Source organism: Halomonas urmiana, from assembly GCF_005780185.1.
In the GTDB taxonomy this organism is placed as follows: Bacteria; Pseudomonadota; Gammaproteobacteria; order Pseudomonadales; family Halomonadaceae; genus Halomonas; species Halomonas urmiana.
Genome location: NZ_VBUI01000005.1, coordinates 167,485 through 184,960 on the forward strand (window position 1 = coordinate 167,485; position 17,476 = coordinate 184,960).

Here is a 17,476-nt window from a genome sequence, read left to right on the forward strand (position 1 = left end):
TGTCGTTATGCCACCGGCGACGTCAAATGGCCAGGCATCCATCCATCTCACCGTGTCATGGAGAGCCTCATGCTCGAGACCGCCGAACTGATCGACCACGGCCAGGCCGTCCTGCTGACCTTCCAGCAGGGCGCGCAACGCCGCTTTCATGGCGTCTGGCTGCGCGACAACGCCCAGGACGCCACCACCCGCTCCCCCGACAACGGCCAGCGTCTGATCAGCCTCGCCGACATCCCCGCCACCCTGCGGCTGACCGAGGCGCGGGTCGAGGCGGGACGCCTGATCGTGGCCATGGCCCCGGAGGGGCGTGAGTTCGCCTTCGAAGGCGCCTGGCTCTGGCAACATGCCTATGATCGCGAACCGCCCGCCCGGCGCGGCTGGCTCGACGCGCACGCAGAGACCTGGGACGCCTCACTGGCCGAGCGCCTGCCCTGCGCCGATATCACGGCCCTGGGCCGCGACGACGCCGTCAAGCGGCGATGGCTCGCCGACATTCGCCGCTACGGCATCGGCAAGCTCACGGGCGGCCCGATCGAGGATGGCGCCCTGCTCGACGTGGTGGCCCAGTTCGGCTTCACCCGGGAGACCAACTACGGCCGCTACTTCGAGGTGCGCAGCGAGATCGCCCCGACCAACCTGGCCTTCACCGGCCTCGGCCTGCCGGCCCACACCGATAACCCCTACCGGGATCCGGCGCCGACCCTGCAGCTGCTCTACTGCCTGGAGAACTCCGCGGCCGGCGGCGACAACCGAGTGGTGGACGGCTTCCGCGCCGCCCAGCGCCTGCGCGAGGAGGATCCCCGCGGCTTCGAACTGCTTGCCGGCTACTGCGCCCGCTTCGAGTATCGCGGCCTCGGCGACGTCTGCCTGCAGGCCCGGCGCCCGATGATCGAGCTGGCCCCGGACGGCGAGCTGATCGGCATTCGCTTCAACAACCGCTCCGCAGCGCCCTTCACCGACATCCCCTTCGACGACATGGCCGCCTACTACGCCGCCTATCGCCGCCTCGGCGAGCTGCTCGAGTCCCCGGAGCTCGGCGTGACCTTCAAGCTGTCCCCTGGCGAGGCCTTCCTGGTCGACAACACCCGGGTGCTGCACGCGCGCACCGGCTACTCGGGCGAGGGGTCGCGCTGGCTGCAGGGCTGCTACGCCGACCGCGACGGCCTGCTCTCCACCCTCGCCTGCCTGGAAACCGCCATCGAAGGAGCCGACGCATGACCCACACGCCGGATACCGTCGTCGAGACCCTCGCCACCCTCTTCGCCGAGCAGGGCGCCAAGAGCTACCTGGGCGAGGCGGTCACCATGGCCGAACACATGCTGCAGGGGGCCTGGCTGGCCGAGCAGCAGGGCGCGAGCGACGAGATCATCGTCGGCGCCCTGCTCCACGACATCGGCCACTTCGCCGGGGATCGCGGCACCTTCGCCCTGACCGACACCGAGGATCGCTGCCACGAGAGCACCGGCGCCGCCCTGGTCGAGGCGCACCTGCCGCCGGCGGTGGTCGCCTGCATTCGCGAGCACGTGGCAGCCAAGCGCTACCTCTGTGCGGTCGACCCGGCCTATGCCGACACCCTGTCCCGGGCCTCGCAGCACTCCCTGCGCCTGCAGGGGGGCCCCATGGCGGCCGATGAGGCGGAGCGTTTCGCCCAGCACCCCCACCTGGAGGCGATCCTCAAGGTGCGCCTGCTGGACGATGCCGGCAAGGAAGCCGGCCGCCAGACGCCGGAGTTCGCCCACTTCGCCCCCCGGGTGCGGCGCCTGATCGAGGCCCACCGGGCGAGCTGATCGCTGCCGGGCCGGTACACGGCGGCGTCCCACCGGACGCCGCCGCCCCCATCACCCTCCTCCTCTTCGCCTCAGGGCAGCGCCACCACCCACAGCCCAGCGAGCATCAGCGCGGTACCGAGCCACTTGGCCGGTGCCGCGCGCTCGCGCAGCCACCACACCCCGAGCACCACGCCGAGCGGGATCGACAGCTGGCGCATGGCGACGACCAGGCTCACCTCCTCGGTGAGGGCCATCGCCACCAGCACCAAGCCGTAGGTGGTGAGCATCATGATCCCGGTCAGCGCCATTGCAGATCGCTCTCCGTCCCAGAGCGCGGCGAGGCGGCACCGCTCGACGGGCAGCAGCAGCAGCACCGCGGGCAGGCCCCAGGCCAGAGTCATCAGCGCCTGGAGCACCATGAAGTGACTGCCGGCGGCGAGACTGGTGTAGCCGCTCGCCATCATCAGCGCCAGGGCCCGGTTGTCGATCAGCGAGTAGCCGGCGGTGGCCACCGCCGCCAGCAGGGCGAAGCCGAACGCCGGGGTCAGGTAGGTCGAGGGCCGCAGCGCCCGCGGGCTCGTCAGGGGCAGGCAGAGCGCGCCGATCACGATCAGCCCCATGCCGGCAAGATCGAGGGGCGTCAGGGCGCGACTGCCCAGCACGACCACCGACACCAGGGGCACCAGCACCACCGGCAGGGCGCGGGCGATGGGATAGAGCACGCTGATCTCGCCGCGGGCATAGGCCCAGGCCAGGCCGCCCAGGTAGAGCATCTGGCAGAGCCCCGAGGCGACGAGCCAGCCCCAGAACGCCGGCGGCAGCGCCGCCGGCGACGGCCCCAGCCACAGCAGCGGCGCCAGCGCCAGCGCCCCGGCGCCCATCGCCAGCACGAAGAAGGCCAGCGACGGCGCGCGCCCCTTGCCCATCAGGTTCCAGCCGGCGTGCAGGCAGACCGACAGCAGCACGAGTCCCAGCGCCGCGGGACTCACGAGGCGAGCTTGTCGGACTTGCCTGCCGCCGCGGCGAAGTTGGCCAGCCAGCGGTCCCAGGGCCGCGGCAGCCGTTCGAGGTCCTCGTGGCGCTCCTTACGACGAATGGCATTGCGCACCATCAAGGAGCCCAGGTAGCGCACGGGCTCCGGCGGGAACTGTCCCAACGGTCCCCGGGCCAGCGGCGAACGGCGCCAGAGATTGTTCTGCTCCAGCACCAGGGCCGTGAGCAGCTTGGCCCCCATTCGCGTCGGGCCCACCCCGTTGCCGGAGTAGCCGAAGCCGTAGACGATATTGGCATGGCCCGGCAGGGCACCGAAGAACGGTAGGCCGGTCACCGAGCGATCCGAGGGGCCGGTCCAGCTGGCGGCCAGCGGCACCTCGGCAAGGCGGGGGAAGAACTCCGTCAGGCTCTGGCGCAGCGCCGCCCGGTAGCGGGACGGCCGGTCGAAGACGCCATGCACGTGCCCGCCGAAGGCGAAGGTGTTGCCCCCCTTGCCCAGCATCAGGCGGCCCTGCGGGGTGGTGCGGTAGTAGTGCACGAAGGTGCGCGAATCGAGCACCGAGACGCCATCGACGAGCCCGGTTTCCGCGAGCGCCTCGGGGGCGGGCTCGGTGATCACCATGTCGCTGGAGACGATGGCGATGGTACGCCGGTACTCGGGAAGCAGCCGGGCCGTCCAGGCATTGGTGGCCAGCACCACCTTGTCGGCGATGAGGCTGCCGCGCGGCGTGACCACCCGAGCCGGGCGGCCCCGCTCCAGGGCCTGCATGGGCGTTCGCTCGAACAGCTCGACGCCCAGTTCCCGGGCCACGCGACGCAGGCCACGCGCCAGCTTGGCGGGCTGCACCGTGGCCGCCCGAGGCGAGAACCAGCCCTGCCGGTGGCGCGCCGAGCCGCTGCGCCGCTGTACCTCCGCCGCCTCCAGCGACGCGAAGCTGCCGATGCCCCGCTCGGCCAGCCCGTTCATCAGCGGGGCGATGTCCGCCTGCTGGGCGCCATTAGTGGCGGTGAACAGGGTGCCGTCATGGCGGAACTCGGCCTCGATGCCGTGCTCGCGGCAGAAGTCGCCGATCTCCGCGACGCTGCGCTCCGACTCGACGACCAGCCGGCGGGCCTCCTCCTCGCCGAACAGCCGGTGCAGGGTCGGGTACTTGCTGGCCCAGCCCAGCACGCAGCCGCCGTTGCGGCCGCTGGCCCCGGCCCCGCAGAGGTCGGCCTCGATCAGCGCCACGCGCAGGCCGGGTGCCTGCTGGCGCAGCATAATGGCGGTCCACAGGCCGGTGTAGCCGCCGCCGACGATGCACACGTCGACGCGCAGGTCCCGCTCCAGGGACGGTGCCGGCGCCTCAGGCGCCTGCTCCAGGGCCTGAGTCAACCAGAAAGGACGCATGAAAACTCCTTCAAACCGTGAACGCCCCGGGTCCTGGCCCGGAGCATGATCCCGGCCAGAAGGGGCGTGCCAGACGGCCGGGATAACAAACATGAGGTAGGGTGGCGGGGCCTAGCTCGCCTGTCGCCAGCGCTGGGCGCGGGTCAGCAGCAGATGGCTGATCGCCGCATGGGCCAGCTTGACCGCCAGCGAGGTGAAGAAGATCAGCACCGCCATGGCCGCGGCGCTGGCGAAGTAGCCGGCCTCGTCGAGGTGCATCACCGCCACGGAGGCCAGGCGCGTGTCGCTGGTGTAGAGGAAGACCACCGCCGAGACCGTGGTCATGGCGTTGACGAACAGGTAGACCGAGATATCCAGCACCGCCGGCAGCGAGACCGGCAGGGTCACGCGACGGAAGGTGGTCCAGAACGGCACCTTGAGCGAGGCGCCCACCGCCTCGAACTCGGGGTCGAGCTGCTTGAGCGCGGTCACCGAGGTGAGATGGCAGACGGTGTAGAAGTGCACCAGGGTGTTGAGCACCAGGATGATCAGGGTGCCGTAGATCCAGTTCAGCGGATTGTCGGGCTGGTTGAAGAAGAAGATGTAGGCCAGGCCCAGCACCATGCCCGGCACCGCCATGGGCAGCATGGCCAGGAAGTGAAGCCCCTGGCGCAGCGCGCGGTAGCCGTCGCTCTTCTCGATCAGCCAGGCGTTGAAGAAGATCACCAGGGTGCCGATCGACGCCACGAAGAAGGCGAGCGTCAGGGAGTTGAACCAGGCGGCCCAGCCGCCGCCGGCCAGCGCTTCGAAGGCGTAGTGCTCGAGGGTCAGCGCCAGGTCGTAGGGCCAGAACTGCACCAGGGAGGCGTAGATGGCGGTGCCGATCACCGTCAGGATGATCGCCGCCACGCCGTAGCAGAGCGCGGCGAAGGTCCAGTCCCGCAGGGGGCTGGGGCTCGGCTGCCAGGGCACCGCCCGGGCCGAGAGCTGGGCCACCTGGCGGCGCTGGATCCAGCGGTCCACCGCGAAGGAGACCAGCGCCGGCGCCAGCAGGATCACGCTGACCACCGCGCCCATCTGGAAGTTCTGCTGCCCTACCACCTGCCGGTAGACGTCGGTGGCCAGTACGCTGAACTGCCCGCCGATGATCTTGGGCACCCCGAAATCGGTGATCGCCATGGTGAAGACCACGAAGGCGCAGGAGATCAGCCCGTAGCGGGCGCCCGGCAGGGTGATGGTGAGAAAGCTGCGCCACTTCGGCGTGCCGAGCGCTTCCGCGGCCTCATAGAGGCGCGCGTCGCTGTTGGCCAGCGCCGTCACCAGGATCATCAGCGCATGGGGGAAGATCCAGAAGCACATGCCCATGACGATGCCGATGGGACCGTAGATGCTCTCCCCCATCAGCGCCTCCCGGAACCAACCCTGGTTGCCGAACAGGTAGACGAGGCTGATGGCCGGCAGCAGCGAGGGCGCGAGGATCGGCAGGGTGGCCAGCATGCGAAACAGCCGCTTTCCCGGCATGCAGGTGCGGGTGATGCCGTAGGCGCAGAGGAAGGCGAGCCCGACCACGATCACGGTGCTGGTCAGGGCCACCGTCAGCGAGTTGACGATGGAGCCGGCCAGGGCCGGGGTCTGCACGTAGCGGGCGAAGTTGGCCAGGCCGATGAAGTCGCCGGCGCGATCCTGCACGCTCTTGACCAGCATGGCGGCCAGGGGAAAGAGCAGCCCCACCACCAGCAGGCCCAGCGCCAGCAGCAGCGCCAGCAGCCGGATCAGAGCCTCGCCGGAGAGCCGCTCGGGCCAGATGGAGGCACCTGCGATCATGCCCGGGCCTCCTCGCTGGGAAAGAGGCGCATCGCCTCGGCCGGCAGGCGAGCGCCGAGGGTCATTCCCTGCTCGAGCCCCAGGCGCTCGCCGTCGCGCACGGCGACGTCCGCGGTCAGCGCCTGCCCGCTCGCCTCGAGGGTCAGGCTGACCCGCAGGAAGGCGCCCAGGAACTCGACGTGGTCGACCCGGGCCGAGAGCCCCTCGTCCTGCGCGCACAGCTGCACCGCCTCGGGGCGAATGGCCAGACGCACCCGCTCCTCGTCGGCGCAGTGGTGAGCCGCGCAGTCCAGGCGCTGCTCACCGAGGCGCAGGCCGTGACCGCCCTCAGGGCGGCAGTCGAGGAAGTTCATGCTGCCGATGAACTCGGCCACGAAGGCGCTGGCGGGGTGGCGGTAGATCTCGGCCGGCGTGCCCACCTGCTCGATCACGCCGTGATTCATCACCACGATGCGATCGGCCATGGCCAGGGCCTCCTCCTGGTCGTGGGTCACCATGATGGTGGTCACCCCCAGGCGTGCCTGCAGCGCCTTGATCTGGCTGCGCAGGTGCACGCGCACTCGGGCATCCAGGGCCGACAGCGGCTCGTCGAGCAGCAGCAGGCCCGGCTCGGTGGCCAGCGCGCGGGCCAGCGCCACGCGCTGCTGCTGGCCGCCGGAGAGCGCCGCCGGGTACTTGCCCTCGCTGCCGGTCAGGTCCACCAGGGCCAGCAACTCGGCGACCCGCTGACGCATCAGGTGGCGCTCGTCGCGACGGTTGCGCAGCCCGTAGGCCACGTTGTCGAAGACGGTGAGATTGGGAAAGAGCGCGTAGGACTGGAAGACGATGCCGAAGTCCCGGGCCTGGGGCGGCAGCCGCGAGATGTCACGGCCGCACTGGACGATGCGTCCCGCGCTCTGGGGCGCCAAGCCGGCGATGGCGCGCAGCAGGGTGGTCTTGCCGCAGCCCGAGGGCCCCAGGAAGCAGACGAACTCGCCCTCGCGGATGGCGAGGTCGATATCGCGCAGGGCCGTGAACTGCCCGTAGCGCTTGGTCAGGCCGGCGATCTCGAGGTGAATGCCGGCATCGGCGACGGCGGCGTGCACCGAATCGGTCTGGGGAACGGTCAGGGTGGTCATGCAGGAGGACTCCAAGCCCCGGCGCGCTGCGCCGAGGCAATGACGAGGATGGCGAGGGGATTACTGGCTGTCGGACTTGCCGTCGTAGCGGCGCTGCCACTCGCCGAGCAGACGCTCGCGGTGGTTGGCCGCCCAGTTGAAGTCGGGCTCGATCATCAGCTCGGTGATGTTCTCGGGATAGTTCTCGATGGGCTCGGCCACGCCGGGATAGGCCACCACCGCATAGCCCTCGTTGTAGAGCGCGTTGGCTTCCTCGGTGACGGCCCAGTCGAGCAGGGTCTCGGCGGCCTCGCGCCGGTCGCTGCCTTCGATGATGGCCGCCGCCTCCATGTCCCAGCCGACACCCTCCTCGGGGAAGACCAGCTCGAGGGGCGCGCCCTGGGACGCGAGACGCGCGCCGCGGAAGGCGAAGGAGACGCCCACCACGGTCTCTCCGGAGGCCGCGAGGTTGCAGGGGGCCGAGCCCGAGTGGGTGTAGCGGGCGATGTTCTGGTGCAGGCGGTCCATGTAGTCCCAGCCGCCCTGCTCGTCCCACAGCTGCATCCAGCTGGCCACGTCCAGGTAGCCGGTGCCGGAAGAGCTGGGGTTGGGCATGATCACATGGCCCTCATACTCGGGGCGGGTGAGGTCTTCCCAGGAGCTGGGCTTGGGCACGCCCAGGCGCTCGCCTTCGATGGTGTTGTAGCAGATCGACGCCACCCAGGCGTCCATGCCGACCCAGGCCGGATCCTTTCCCTCGCGGATGGCCGGATCGACGAACTTGGGGTCCAGGGCCTCCACGCCCTCGGGCGCGTAGCGGGACAGCATGCCCTCCTCTTCCAGCACCAGCAGGCTGGTGGCGGCCAGGCCCCAGACCACGTCGGCCTGGGGGTTCTCCTTCTCGGCCAGCAGGCGCGCGGTGATGACGCCGGTGGAGTCCCGCACCCACTTGATCTCGATCTCCGGATGCGCGAGCTCGAAGCGCGCGGCGTACTTCTGCAGGTCGTCCGCCTCGACGGCGGTGTAGACGGTCAGCTCGGTGGCCGCCTGGGCCCCGGTGGTCATGGCGAGGCCCACCGCGGCGGCCAGCAGGGAACGGGAGAAGAGGGACATCGTCGTGCTCCAGTGCTTGGTGAAGGTCAGATGAGCGAATGCCTATCTGGTATATACCAAGAGTCTGGCGATGCCGGGTGACGGTTCAATGACAGTTCATTGAACGTCGCATGAAAAATGCAGCCGATTGATTACGCGGTATTTTCCAGGTCCACCGTGATGCACAGCGCATTGTGCAGCCAGTGCTCTTCGTCGTACTCCACCGGGCGGCGCCGGGCGTCGAAAATGGTGCGGCGCACGCTCAGGCCGGCCGTGCCGGCGGCCACGCCCAGCTCCTCCGCTTCCTGGGCGCCCAGCGTCTCGGAGTAGAGGCGCAGGGAGCGGTGGGCCAGCGTCAGCCCCCAGCGCCCTCGCAGCTGCCCCCACAGCGAGCCGGTGAAATCCCCCTCGAGCAGCTGCGGGGCGCGCTCCGGCACGACCCAGAGCGACTCCGAGAGCACCGCGCGGTCGTCCACGAAGCGACGCCGGCGAATGTGGTGGAAGGGCTGGTCGACGGGCAGGCCCAGCGCCTCGGCGGCCGGACGATGGGGACGGGTATCGGTAAGCAGCACCTCGGTGCGCGGTTGGCGCCCCTGGGCCTTCACGTAGTCGTTGAAGCCGGCGTCCCGCGTCGGGTCGTAGTCCAGGGGCGGCGGCGAGACGAACCAGCCGCGGCGGTTGCTGCGATGGATGCGCCCCTCGCCCTCGAGCTGCGCCAGGGCCTGGCGCAGGGTGACCCGCGTGGTGCGAAAGCGCTCGGCCAGCACCCGCTCGGCCGGCAGTCGATCGCCGCCGAAGGCCGCGGGGTCCTGGAGGAGCTCGCGCAGGCGGTCGGTGAGGTGGAGGTAGTAGGCGTCGCTCATGCGGGGAGTCCTGCTGGGCTGGGAAGCAGTGGCCGAGGCGTCAAGCCTTGGCCGGGGCGAGGCCCGATTCTGGCACATTCGCCCCGCCAGGCGTCACCGCCCGGGGGCGCCCTCCCCCGACGCTGCCCCAACGACCCGCCCTGCCGTGCCGTGGCTTCCCGCGGCGTGCCGACGCGCCGCCCGCCAGACTCCCCAAACGCCAACGACCGGGCCTGGGCCCGGTCGTTGCGCTTCTCGAGGCGCCTTCCCGCTCAGCAGGCCTGGGGCATCTCGCCGCGGGCCAGCCGGGCATTGATGTCGTCGATCACCCCCGGCAGGTCGGCGATGGTGTCGATCAGGTAGTGGGGGCGCGAGGCCTCGAACTCCCGGGCGACCCGGGCGCGTCCCTCGGCCAGGGCCTCGGGCGTGAGCGCCTGGAACGCCTCGAGGGTCAGGCCCAGGGCGTTGCCGGAGCAGGTCAGGCCCACCGTCCACATGCCGGCGCGGCGCCCCTCGAGGATCCCCGGGGTGGTGTCGTCGATCTTCACGCAGGCGGCGACGTCCTCGATGCCGAGCGCGACGACGCTGGCCAGCGCCTGGGCCGGATGCGGGCGGCCGTTGGGCACCTCGTCGGAGGCCACCACGTGGTCGGCCTCGTAGCCGTGCTGCGCCGCCATCTCCACGACCCGCTCCATGACCACGGCCGGATAGCCGGAGCAGGAGCCGATCTTCATGCCCTGGTCGCGCATGGCGGCGATCGCCTCGATGGCGCCGGGAATCAGCGCCGAGTGCTCGGGGATCTTCTCGACCTGCAGCGGCATGAAGCGCTCGTAGATGGCGGTCACGTCGGCATCGGTGGGCGCATGGCCGAACATCTCGGCGCAGCGCGCGGCGATCTCGGGGATATCGCACAGGGCGCGGATGTGATCCCACTTGCCCATGCCCATGGGGCCGCGGGCCTCCTCCAGGCTGAGCGCGACGCCGAACTCGGCGAAGGCGTCGACGAAGATCTGGGTCGGCGCGAAGGAGCCGAAGTCCACCACGGTGCCGGCCCAGTCGTGAATCGCGGCCTGCAGGCGTTCGGGGGCGTTGTAGATCATGGAGCGTTCCTCGTTGTTGTCGGGCAGTGGCGTGTGTTTACTGAAGAGTGGCGTGTGTTCACTGAAGAGCGACGTGCTTTCAGGGGGTTGTCGCAAAGGGAAATGGCGGCTCAGGCCGCCGGACGGCCGTCGTCGACGCCCAGGGCGTCGAGCGCCTCGCCCACGGCGACGAGCAGGCGCTCGACCACCGCGACATCCAGGCGGCCGATGCAGCCGATGCGAAAGCTCTCGGCCTCGGTCAGCTTGCCCGGATAGATGACGAAGCCCCGTGCCTTGAGCTCGGCGTAGAAGCGGCCGAAGTCGAAGGCGGGATGGCCGGGACAGAAGAAGGTGGTGATGATCGGCGACAGCCAGCGATCCTCGAGCAGGGTCGCGAAGCCCAGCTCGCGCATGCCGGCCACCAGCCGCTCGCGGCTGCGGGTGTAGCGGGCCAGGCGCCCCGCCACCCCGCCCTCGGCGCGGTGCTCGGCCAGCGCCGTGTGAAAGGCGGCGACCACGTGGGTCGGCGGGGTGAAGCGCCACTGGCCGGTGCGCTCCATGTAGCGCCACTGCTCGAGGAGATCGAGGCTCAGCGAATGGGCGCGGCCGGCGCTGGCCTCGAGCAGGTCGCGGCGCAGGATCACGAAGCCGAAGCCCGGCACCCCCTCGAGGCACTTGTTGGCCGAGGAGACCAGGACGTCGAAGGGCACCGCCTCGACGCTCAGCGGGACCGCGCCGAAGGAGCTCATGGCGTCGACGATCAGCCCCTTGCCCCGGGCCTTGACCACCTCGGCGATCTCGGCCAGCGGGTTGAGGATGCCGGAGCTCGTCTCGCAGTGGACCAGGAAGACGTCGGTGATCTCGGGGTCGGCGTCGAGCAATGCGGCCACCTCCTCGCCCCGGGGCGGCAGGTAGTCGCCCTTGTCGAGCACCAGGTGCTCGCGGCCCAGATAGCCGAGGATCTTGGCGGCACGCTGACCGTAGGCGCCGTTGGCCAGCACCAGGGCCTTACCGTGGCGATCGATGGCGGTGGCCAGCGCCGCCTCCACGGCGAAGGTGCCGCTGCCCTGCAGGGGCACGCAGGCGTAGGCGTCGCCCGAGGCGCCGGCCATCTCGAGCAGCTGCGCGCGGACCTCGGCGGTCAGGCGGTTGAAGTCGTCGTCCCAGGAGCCCCAGTCGTGGAGCATCGCGGCCTTGATGGTATCGCTGGTGGTCAGGGGGCCGGGGGTCAGCAGGTAGGGCGCGTGCTGAGCGGGCTCGTCGACGGGGGGCGTGGCGGTGGCGAGGGACATGGGCGGCTCCGGCTATCTCTCAAAGGGAAAGGGATCAAAGGGAAGTGGCGCCCATCAGACCAGTCGCTTGACCATAGATAAAATCGATTTATCGTATCTTTGATACAAGCTGAACTTATAGTGAAACCATGTCCCTCTCCCACGCGCAGCTGCGCGCCTTCCATGCGGTGGCCGTCCACGGCAGCTTCACCCGCGCCGCCGAACGCCTCTGCCTCAGCCAGCCGGCGGTCTCCGACCAGGTGCGCAAGCTCGAGGAGCGCTTCGGGGTCAGCCTGCTGCGCCGCAGCCGGCGCACGGTGGCACTCACCGATCTCGGCGAGCGGCTGCTCGGCATCACCCAGCGGCTGTTCGCCGCCGCCGACGAGGCCGAGGCGCTGCTGGCCGGCGCCCGGGACCTGCAGTCGGGCAAGCTCACCCTGGCGGTGGACTCGCCGATGCACGTGCGGCGCTTCATCGCCCGCTTCCAGGCGCGCCATCCCGGGGTGCGCTTCCAGCTGATGACCGGCAACACCGACGCGGCCCTCTCCCGGCTGTTCGAGCACCGCGCCGACTTCGCCGTGCTGGGCCGCACGGTGGAGGATCCACGCCTGCTGAGCGTGGAGCTGAGCCGCGCCCCGCTGATCGCCTTCGTGCCCGCGGACCACCCCTGGGCCCGCTGGCGCGCAATCCGCCTGGCCGACCTCGCCCGGGCCCCGCTGGTGCTGCGCGAGCGCGGCTCCATGACTCGCCAGGCCCTGGAGGCGGAGCTGCGCGCGGCGGGGATGGCGCTCACGCCGGCCATCGAGGCCGAGGGACGCGAGGCCGTCTTCGAGCTGGTGGCAGCGGGGCTCGGGGTGGGGATCGTCTCGGCGGCCGAGGCCGGCCATCATCCCGGCATGCACCGGCTCGCCATCGAGGACAGCGGCCACTGCATGACCGAGACCCTGGTCTGCCTGCGCCAGCAGAGCGAGCGGCGCCTGGTGGCGGCCTTCCTGGAGGTGGTGCGCGAGGCCCTGGCCGAGCCCGAGTGGTGAGAAATCAGCCCGTCGCGTGCTGCGCCGTCGCCTGGGCGTCGGGCCGGCGGCGGTGGACCGCCTCGAGCAGCCAGTCGCCGATCGGCTCGAGCACGGCGCTGCGGTGGTGCTTCACGCTGAGCCAGTAGCCGTAGTCGCGACGCGTGACCCGCGGCCCCAGCCCGACCAGCTGGCCGCTCGCCAGATGCTCCTCGACGAGGATCGACCAGCCGAGCGCCACCCCCTGGTGGGCGAGCGCGGCGTTCAGCAGCAGCGCGTAGTTGTAGTAGGCGAAGACGCCGTCTCGCGGGGCCAGGCTCAGGCCGGCGGTCTGGCACCACTGCGCCCAGTCGAGCCAGCGCGGGTCCTTGATGTCCTGATGCAGCAGCGAGAGACCGGGCAGCGCTTCCGTCGTCAACGTATCCGTCAGGCCGTGCTGGTCGGCATAGGCCGGGCTGCACACCGGGAAGACCGCCTCGCTGGCCACCAGGCGCGCCTCGGTGTGGGGCGTGCGGGGCCCGAAGCGGATGGCGATGTCGGCGGCCTGCAGCTCCGGGTCATCGGCGCGATCGATCGGCATCAGCTGGAAGGTCACCTCCGGAAAGGCCTGCTTGAGCGCCGGCAGGCGCGGCAGCAGCCAGAGGTGGGTGAAGCCGGAGCCGGCGGCGATCACCACCGAGGGCGACGGCCGCCGGCCCTCCTGCATCACCCGCTCGCAGGCCTCGCGCACCGACTTGAGGCCCGGCGCCACCTCCCGATAGAAGCGCTCGCCCTGGGCGTTCAGCACCAGCCGCCCGCCCTGGCGATCGAACAGCGGCAGCCCGACCCGCTCCTCCAGCGCCCGGATGCGCTGCGAGATGGTCGGCTGGCTGGTGCGCTCGGCATCCGCCGCCGCCGTCATCGATCCGAGGCGAGCGGTGGCCTCGAACGCGATCAGCGACTTCATGGAGGGGGGCTGGTGGCTCACGGGCGGGGCCTTATACGTCGCTAGTGGGGTTCTAGGGTGAAGGCGGGATTTTCTCACATGCCGTTGTATTGGGAACACGATCAGCCGATGAATGCGACGCTTACCTGGGCCAACGATGCCATCCGACAGCAGCTCTCGCTGCTCGACACGCCCGATCAGCAAGCCCAGAGCGCACGCGACCACCAGTTGGTGGCCGCCCTGGACGAACTCAATGGGAAGATGGGTAAGGGCCCAGTGGGCCTGGGCGTGCCGCGCATCAGTGCCGCCTGGCAGCTACGCTGTGCGCATCGAACGCCAAGGTGGACCACGCATTGGCCGGAACTACCGACCGCAAGGACATGATCAAGGGGCTTCCCTTATTTGACTTTGGTCTTTTGGTACGCTGAGGAGAAGTCGCGTAGTGTAAGACTGAAAACACCGTCCATCACAGGTATGCAGGGAGGCACCATGGACCTTATCGAGAAGCTCAACAACATTGCACGTCGTGGCCAAGAGCAGGTTGACCACATTCAGAATGAGGAAGCAACCAAAACGGCTCTGGTGCTTCCCTTCATCAACTCTCTCGGCTACGACCCCTTTGATACCCGAGAGGTTGTGCCGGAATTCACGGCGGATGTAGGCACCAAGAAAGGTGAGAAGGTCGATTATGCCATTCGTGCCGATGGCAGCATTTCAATCCTCATGGAGTGCAAGCCACTGGGTACTAATCTCGCCAACGTCCAGTACAACCAGCTCTACCGCTACTTTGCCTGCACTGACGCTAAGTTCGCCATCCTGACAAACGGCTTTGAGTACCGTTTTTATTCTGACCTAGACTCAGAAAACAAGCTGGACACTCGCCCCTTCTTCACCTTCGACCTTGAAGACTTCAACGATCAGGATATCGACGAGCTTCGAAAGTTCACCAAGCCCAATTTTGATGTTGATGCCATCCTCGGCACAGCCAACCGGCTCAAATATACTAACCTGGCCAAACAGGCCATTGATGAAGTCTTCCGAGAAACTCCGGAGGAGTTCGTCAAATTCATTGTAGGCAAGGTTTATGAGGGGCGTCAGACACGGCAGGTGATCGAGGAATTCACGCCGATCATCAAAGAAGCAGGTAAGGCTTATATCAAGGAGCAGGTCGCGCAGCGCCTGCGTGGTGCCCTTGCCAGCAACGATATAGATACTACGCAGTCCACCGCTTCTACCGACAGTGCATCGCAGGAAGCCGAGCCTGATGATGATGGCATAATTACCACTCAGGAAGAGATCGATGCCTATAATATTGTTCGATCCCTGCTCGCAGAACAGGTCGATGTCAGCCGTATAGCTATGCGAGATGCCAAGTCATACTGCGCAGTGCTTCTCGACGACAACAACCGCAAGCCCATCTGCCGTTTCCATTTCAACGCGAAATCAGTCAAGCGGGTAGGCTTCTTTAGCGACAAGAAAGAAGACCGGATCGATATAAACTCGGTCAGTGACCTCTTTCAGCATAAGGATCAGCTGAAAGCGACCGTGGGCGAATACCTCGAGTAGTAGACCAACGGTCAGGGCTAGACAGGCAACGGCTTAATCAAGCTGCCGTCGTCATTCCCTGGCCGGTTGACGCGGGAGCTCACCGTCCAGTGGGTGATCCGCTCGGCGGGCAAGTGGTGCACCGCGTGGCGGATCGTCTTGCGGTCGGTCAGGTGCGGGTCGAGCCAGGGCTCGAGTCTATCGGCATCCAGGACCAGCGGCATGCGATCGTGAATCTCCTTGGCCACACCCCGCGCCTGCTCGGTTAGGGTGGCGCAGCCCGGCTTGCCGTCCGGCCTCTCGCTCCAGATGCCCGCCAGCCAGATCGGCTCGCGATCCTCGCGGCACAGGAAGTGCGGCTGCTTCCTGGCATCCACCGGCAAGTCGAGTAGGGGACTGAAGTCACCTCCAGTCCCCCCTCTAAGAACCGTGCGTGAGAGTTTCCAGCTCACACGGCTCAAGCCTTAACTAACGCCATCATTAATGACGCGGCGGCAGGAGGCAGGCGACGCCTACGTGTACTGACGTATGACGTCCATGCCGGGTCGTATGGATTCAAGGCGGATGCTACCAGCCGGTGCCGGGTGATCTTGACGCTTTGGGCATGGAACAGGTGGAACGCGCTCGGCTTACCCTTTGTTGCACCAATACGGTAACCGGTGAAACACCAGTCCCTGAAGCCCAAACGGGTAAAGTATTTTCGCTTGATCCACCTTGCCCCCTTGCGACGATGGCGGGATTTGGCCCACCGCCAAATGATATTGAATATCTCATTGTCCAAGTAGGTGAAAACCCTCTTTGAGACAACGTGGCGATGGTAGTTAGCCCACCCCCTGATTACGGTATTTAGCCTAGCAATCAGGGCTCCGGCAGTTGCAGCCCACATTTCTCGGACGATTTTCTTCACTTTGTCGATGATAGACTTGAGGCTTTTCTTGGCGGGCTTTATGAGAAGCTTCCCGTTAGAATAGCGTCTTATGTTCTGCCCAAGGAAGTCAAATCCCGAGGTGATATGCGTAAATCTAGTTTTCTCTTTCGAGAGTTCTAGACCACGCTCACTCATGAATTTTTCGACTATAGGCAACACTCTATCACGAAGTATTTCCTCGTTTGACGCAGTGATAATGAAGTCATCCGCGTAGCGGATAAGATGCACCTTTGCTGCCCTACCCGAATATGATCCCGGGCCTTTCCTTGGGAATTCTTTCCGTAGATCTTTCTCCAGATCATCCAGAGCCAGATTAGCAATTACAGGTGAAATGATGCCGCCTTGTGGTGTTCCTGCCACGGTAGGATTGAATACCTGATTATCGAGGAATCCTGCTTTTAGCCAGCCCTCCAGCACCCTTCTTTCCATGGGAACATGGCGCATAAGCCACTGATGGCTTATGTTGTCAAAGCATCCCTTGATATCCCCTTCCATAACCCACGCGGGGCTACTTCTGCGACTAAGGTTGACGAAGCACCTCTCGATCGCATCTGCGCAGCTACGCATGGGCCTGAACCCGTATGAGCAGCCATCGGCCTGGGTCTCGGCTACCGGGTCGAGTGCCAGCAGGTAGAGTGCCTGCATCGCACGATCCCTGATGGTCGGGATCCCAAGAGGCCTGAGCTTCCCATTGGGCTTTGGGATGTAGATCCTTCTCAGCGGAAGGGGCCGATACCCACGGGGCCTCAGTCCAGAGGCCCCCCGAAGTTTCTGGCCGGGTATCGTCCAAGTGGCTCCATCCACTCCTGGGGTGTTCTTTCCTTTGTTCTCGGTGACTCTTCGTACTGCCAGTAGCTTGGCGCTACGAGAACGCGTGAGCAGGCGCTGCAATGACTTGACCTTGTTCCATCGATTTTCTTCTACCGCCTTCACAATACGGGCTTGGAGCCGGCGAACACTTTGTTCAACGGTCTGCCACGGTATGGCTTCCCATCTACCGAGGGTGTCCGAGGCTGCACCAGCTTTCGCCGTCATCTGCTTTTCCTCGTTGGCCAGTTAATCAAGCTCTCTTGTGACGTAAGACCACGGGGAAGTCTGCCCACTTTCGTGTCGGGTAACGTTGAAACCCGTATCAGAACCATTACAGCCCTGCATTCGCTTTTTCCCCGATCCTCTACCCGCATGGCTATCACTGCACCTTACGGTGGAGCTTCCCTTTCGGGAGCCATACGGGCTTACCATGTTCCGCATGAGTGACAGGATTGGGTTAGGTCTCTCTTCGATACCGGCGGCCTTTATGCCCATGACGGGTGAGAATGGAGCACCCGTACCGACCGCAACACGGACCCTATCAGCATCTTTGGATCCTTCTTGGTTGACGATATTAATGAGATTCGCATACGCTGACCTTACCATCCACCCTAGCTCCGACCCGCGTTGATGCTCGCAGGCATGCCCTCCTCTCACGAGTCGGGCACCCGCTGGAGAGCGGAGGCTACATTGTCCGAGGGCTTTTAGACGGCTTGTTACCAGGCCGCCATACCTCGTAGGGTACTGCCGATGGGACGGCAGGTCCGGTCGGGAATGGCTCCGCCGGACAATCTCACATACGACTTCATGTCGCACCCACTCGTACCAGCCATCCGCCGGCACTAGGTTTTGTCCGAAAAGTCGGATGTGCTAATTTTCCCTATGTCGCAGCTGCATAGGTGACGTATGGCAGGACGCT

16 protein-coding genes are annotated in these 17,476 nt (G+C 66.9%); 5 read left to right on the forward strand and 11 right to left on the reverse strand.

Annotation, left to right across the window (positions count from 1 at the left end; translation table 11 throughout):
• Nucleotides 1–69: 69 nt before the first annotated feature.
• The gene (gene tmpA, locus FEI13_RS04905; RefSeq protein ID WP_138179934.1) at nt 70–1,218 is read left to right on the forward strand and encodes a 2-trimethylaminoethylphosphonate dioxygenase; all 1,149 of its coding nucleotides are present in this window, start codon (nt 70–72) and stop codon (nt 1,216–1,218) included.
• Nucleotides 1,215–1,787, forward strand: coding sequence for an HD domain-containing protein (locus FEI13_RS04910; RefSeq protein WP_138179936.1), 573 nt, complete (start codon nt 1,215–1,217; stop codon nt 1,785–1,787). The genes tmpA and FEI13_RS04910 overlap by 4 nt, the downstream gene beginning before the upstream one ends.
• A gap of 71 nt (nt 1,788–1,858) precedes the next feature.
• On the opposite strand, the gene FEI13_RS04915 is transcribed toward FEI13_RS04910, so the two are convergent.
• The 8 genes from FEI13_RS04915 to FEI13_RS04950 all read right to left on the reverse strand — a co-directional run bounded on the left by FEI13_RS04915 (nt 1,859) and on the right by FEI13_RS04950 (nt 11,357).
• The gene (locus tag FEI13_RS04915; RefSeq protein ID WP_138179938.1) at nt 1,859–2,758 is read right to left on the reverse strand and encodes an EamA family transporter; all 900 of its coding nucleotides are present in this window, start codon (nt 2,756–2,758) and stop codon (nt 1,859–1,861) included.
• Nucleotides 2,755–4,152 carry an FAD-dependent oxidoreductase gene (locus tag FEI13_RS04920; RefSeq protein ID WP_138179940.1) on the reverse strand — a complete coding sequence of 466 codons (1,398 nt, stop codon included), beginning with the start codon at nt 4,150–4,152 and terminating at the stop codon, nt 2,755–2,757. Before FEI13_RS04920 ends, FEI13_RS04915 begins: the two co-directional genes overlap by 4 nt.
• Before the next feature lie 111 nt (nt 4,153–4,263).
• Nucleotides 4,264–5,955 carry a putative 2-aminoethylphosphonate ABC transporter permease subunit gene (locus tag FEI13_RS04925; protein WP_138179942.1) on the reverse strand — a complete coding sequence of 564 codons (1,692 nt, stop codon included), beginning with the start codon at nt 5,953–5,955 and terminating at the stop codon, nt 4,264–4,266.
• Nucleotides 5,952–7,073 carry a putative 2-aminoethylphosphonate ABC transporter ATP-binding protein gene (locus FEI13_RS04930; RefSeq protein ID WP_138179944.1) on the reverse strand — a complete coding sequence of 374 codons (1,122 nt, stop codon included), beginning with the start codon at nt 7,071–7,073 and terminating at the stop codon, nt 5,952–5,954. The genes FEI13_RS04925 and FEI13_RS04930 overlap by 4 nt, the downstream gene beginning before the upstream one ends.
• Nucleotides 7,074–7,133: 60 nt before the next feature.
• Nucleotides 7,134–8,165: a putative 2-aminoethylphosphonate ABC transporter substrate-binding protein gene (locus FEI13_RS04935; RefSeq protein ID WP_138179946.1), complete on the reverse strand. Its 1,032-nt coding sequence runs from the start codon at nt 8,163–8,165 to the stop codon at nt 7,134–7,136.
• Between the two features lie 131 nt (nt 8,166–8,296).
• Nucleotides 8,297–9,007, reverse strand: a complete 711-nt coding sequence (locus FEI13_RS04940) for a UTRA domain-containing protein (protein ID WP_138179948.1) — start codon at nt 9,005–9,007, stop codon at nt 8,297–8,299.
• A gap of 251 nt (nt 9,008–9,258) precedes the next feature.
• Complete coding sequence (gene phnX, locus FEI13_RS04945) at nt 9,259–10,086, reverse strand: phosphonoacetaldehyde hydrolase (RefSeq protein WP_138179950.1); 828 nt, start codon at nt 10,084–10,086, stop codon at nt 9,259–9,261.
• Between the two features lie 110 nt (nt 10,087–10,196).
• Nucleotides 10,197–11,357 carry a 2-aminoethylphosphonate--pyruvate transaminase gene (locus tag FEI13_RS04950; protein WP_138179952.1) on the reverse strand — a complete coding sequence of 387 codons (1,161 nt, stop codon included), beginning with the start codon at nt 11,355–11,357 and terminating at the stop codon, nt 10,197–10,199.
• Nucleotides 11,358–11,485: 128 nt separating this feature from the next.
• On the opposite strand from FEI13_RS04950, the gene FEI13_RS04955 reads away from it, so the two are divergent.
• Nucleotides 11,486–12,370 carry a LysR substrate-binding domain-containing protein gene (locus FEI13_RS04955; RefSeq protein WP_138179954.1) on the forward strand — a complete coding sequence of 295 codons (885 nt, stop codon included), beginning with the start codon at nt 11,486–11,488 and terminating at the stop codon, nt 12,368–12,370.
• A 4-nt stretch (nt 12,371–12,374) separates the two neighbouring features.
• Here FEI13_RS04955 and FEI13_RS04960 read toward each other — a convergent pair whose 3' ends face one another.
• Nucleotides 12,375–13,316: a LysR substrate-binding domain-containing protein gene (locus FEI13_RS04960; protein ID WP_138179956.1), complete on the reverse strand. Its 942-nt coding sequence runs from the start codon at nt 13,314–13,316 to the stop codon at nt 12,375–12,377.
• Between the two features lie 87 nt (nt 13,317–13,403).
• On the opposite strand from FEI13_RS04960, the gene FEI13_RS04965 reads away from it, so the two are divergent.
• Together FEI13_RS04965 and FEI13_RS04970 are read left to right on the forward strand one after the other, a co-directional pair.
• Nucleotides 13,404–13,658: a DUF4113 domain-containing protein gene (locus tag FEI13_RS04965; protein WP_240036423.1), complete on the forward strand. Its 255-nt coding sequence runs from the start codon at nt 13,404–13,406 to the stop codon at nt 13,656–13,658.
• A gap of 105 nt (nt 13,659–13,763) precedes the next feature.
• Nucleotides 13,764–14,840 carry a type I restriction endonuclease gene (locus FEI13_RS04970; RefSeq protein ID WP_158294512.1) on the forward strand — a complete coding sequence of 359 codons (1,077 nt, stop codon included), beginning with the start codon at nt 13,764–13,766 and terminating at the stop codon, nt 14,838–14,840.
• A 17-nt stretch (nt 14,841–14,857) separates the two neighbouring features.
• On the opposite strand, the gene FEI13_RS04975 is transcribed toward FEI13_RS04970, so the two are convergent.
• Together FEI13_RS04975 and ltrA are read right to left on the reverse strand one after the other, a co-directional pair.
• On the reverse strand, nt 14,858–15,196 hold the full coding sequence (locus tag FEI13_RS04975) for an SOS response-associated peptidase family protein (protein WP_240036424.1): 339 nt from the start codon (nt 15,194–15,196) through the stop codon (nt 14,858–14,860).
• 80 nt (nt 15,197–15,276) lie between these two features.
• Complete coding sequence (gene ltrA, locus FEI13_RS04980) at nt 15,277–16,782, reverse strand: group II intron reverse transcriptase/maturase (protein WP_138179963.1); 1,506 nt, start codon at nt 16,780–16,782, stop codon at nt 15,277–15,279.
• Nucleotides 16,783–17,476: the final 694 nt, after the last annotated feature.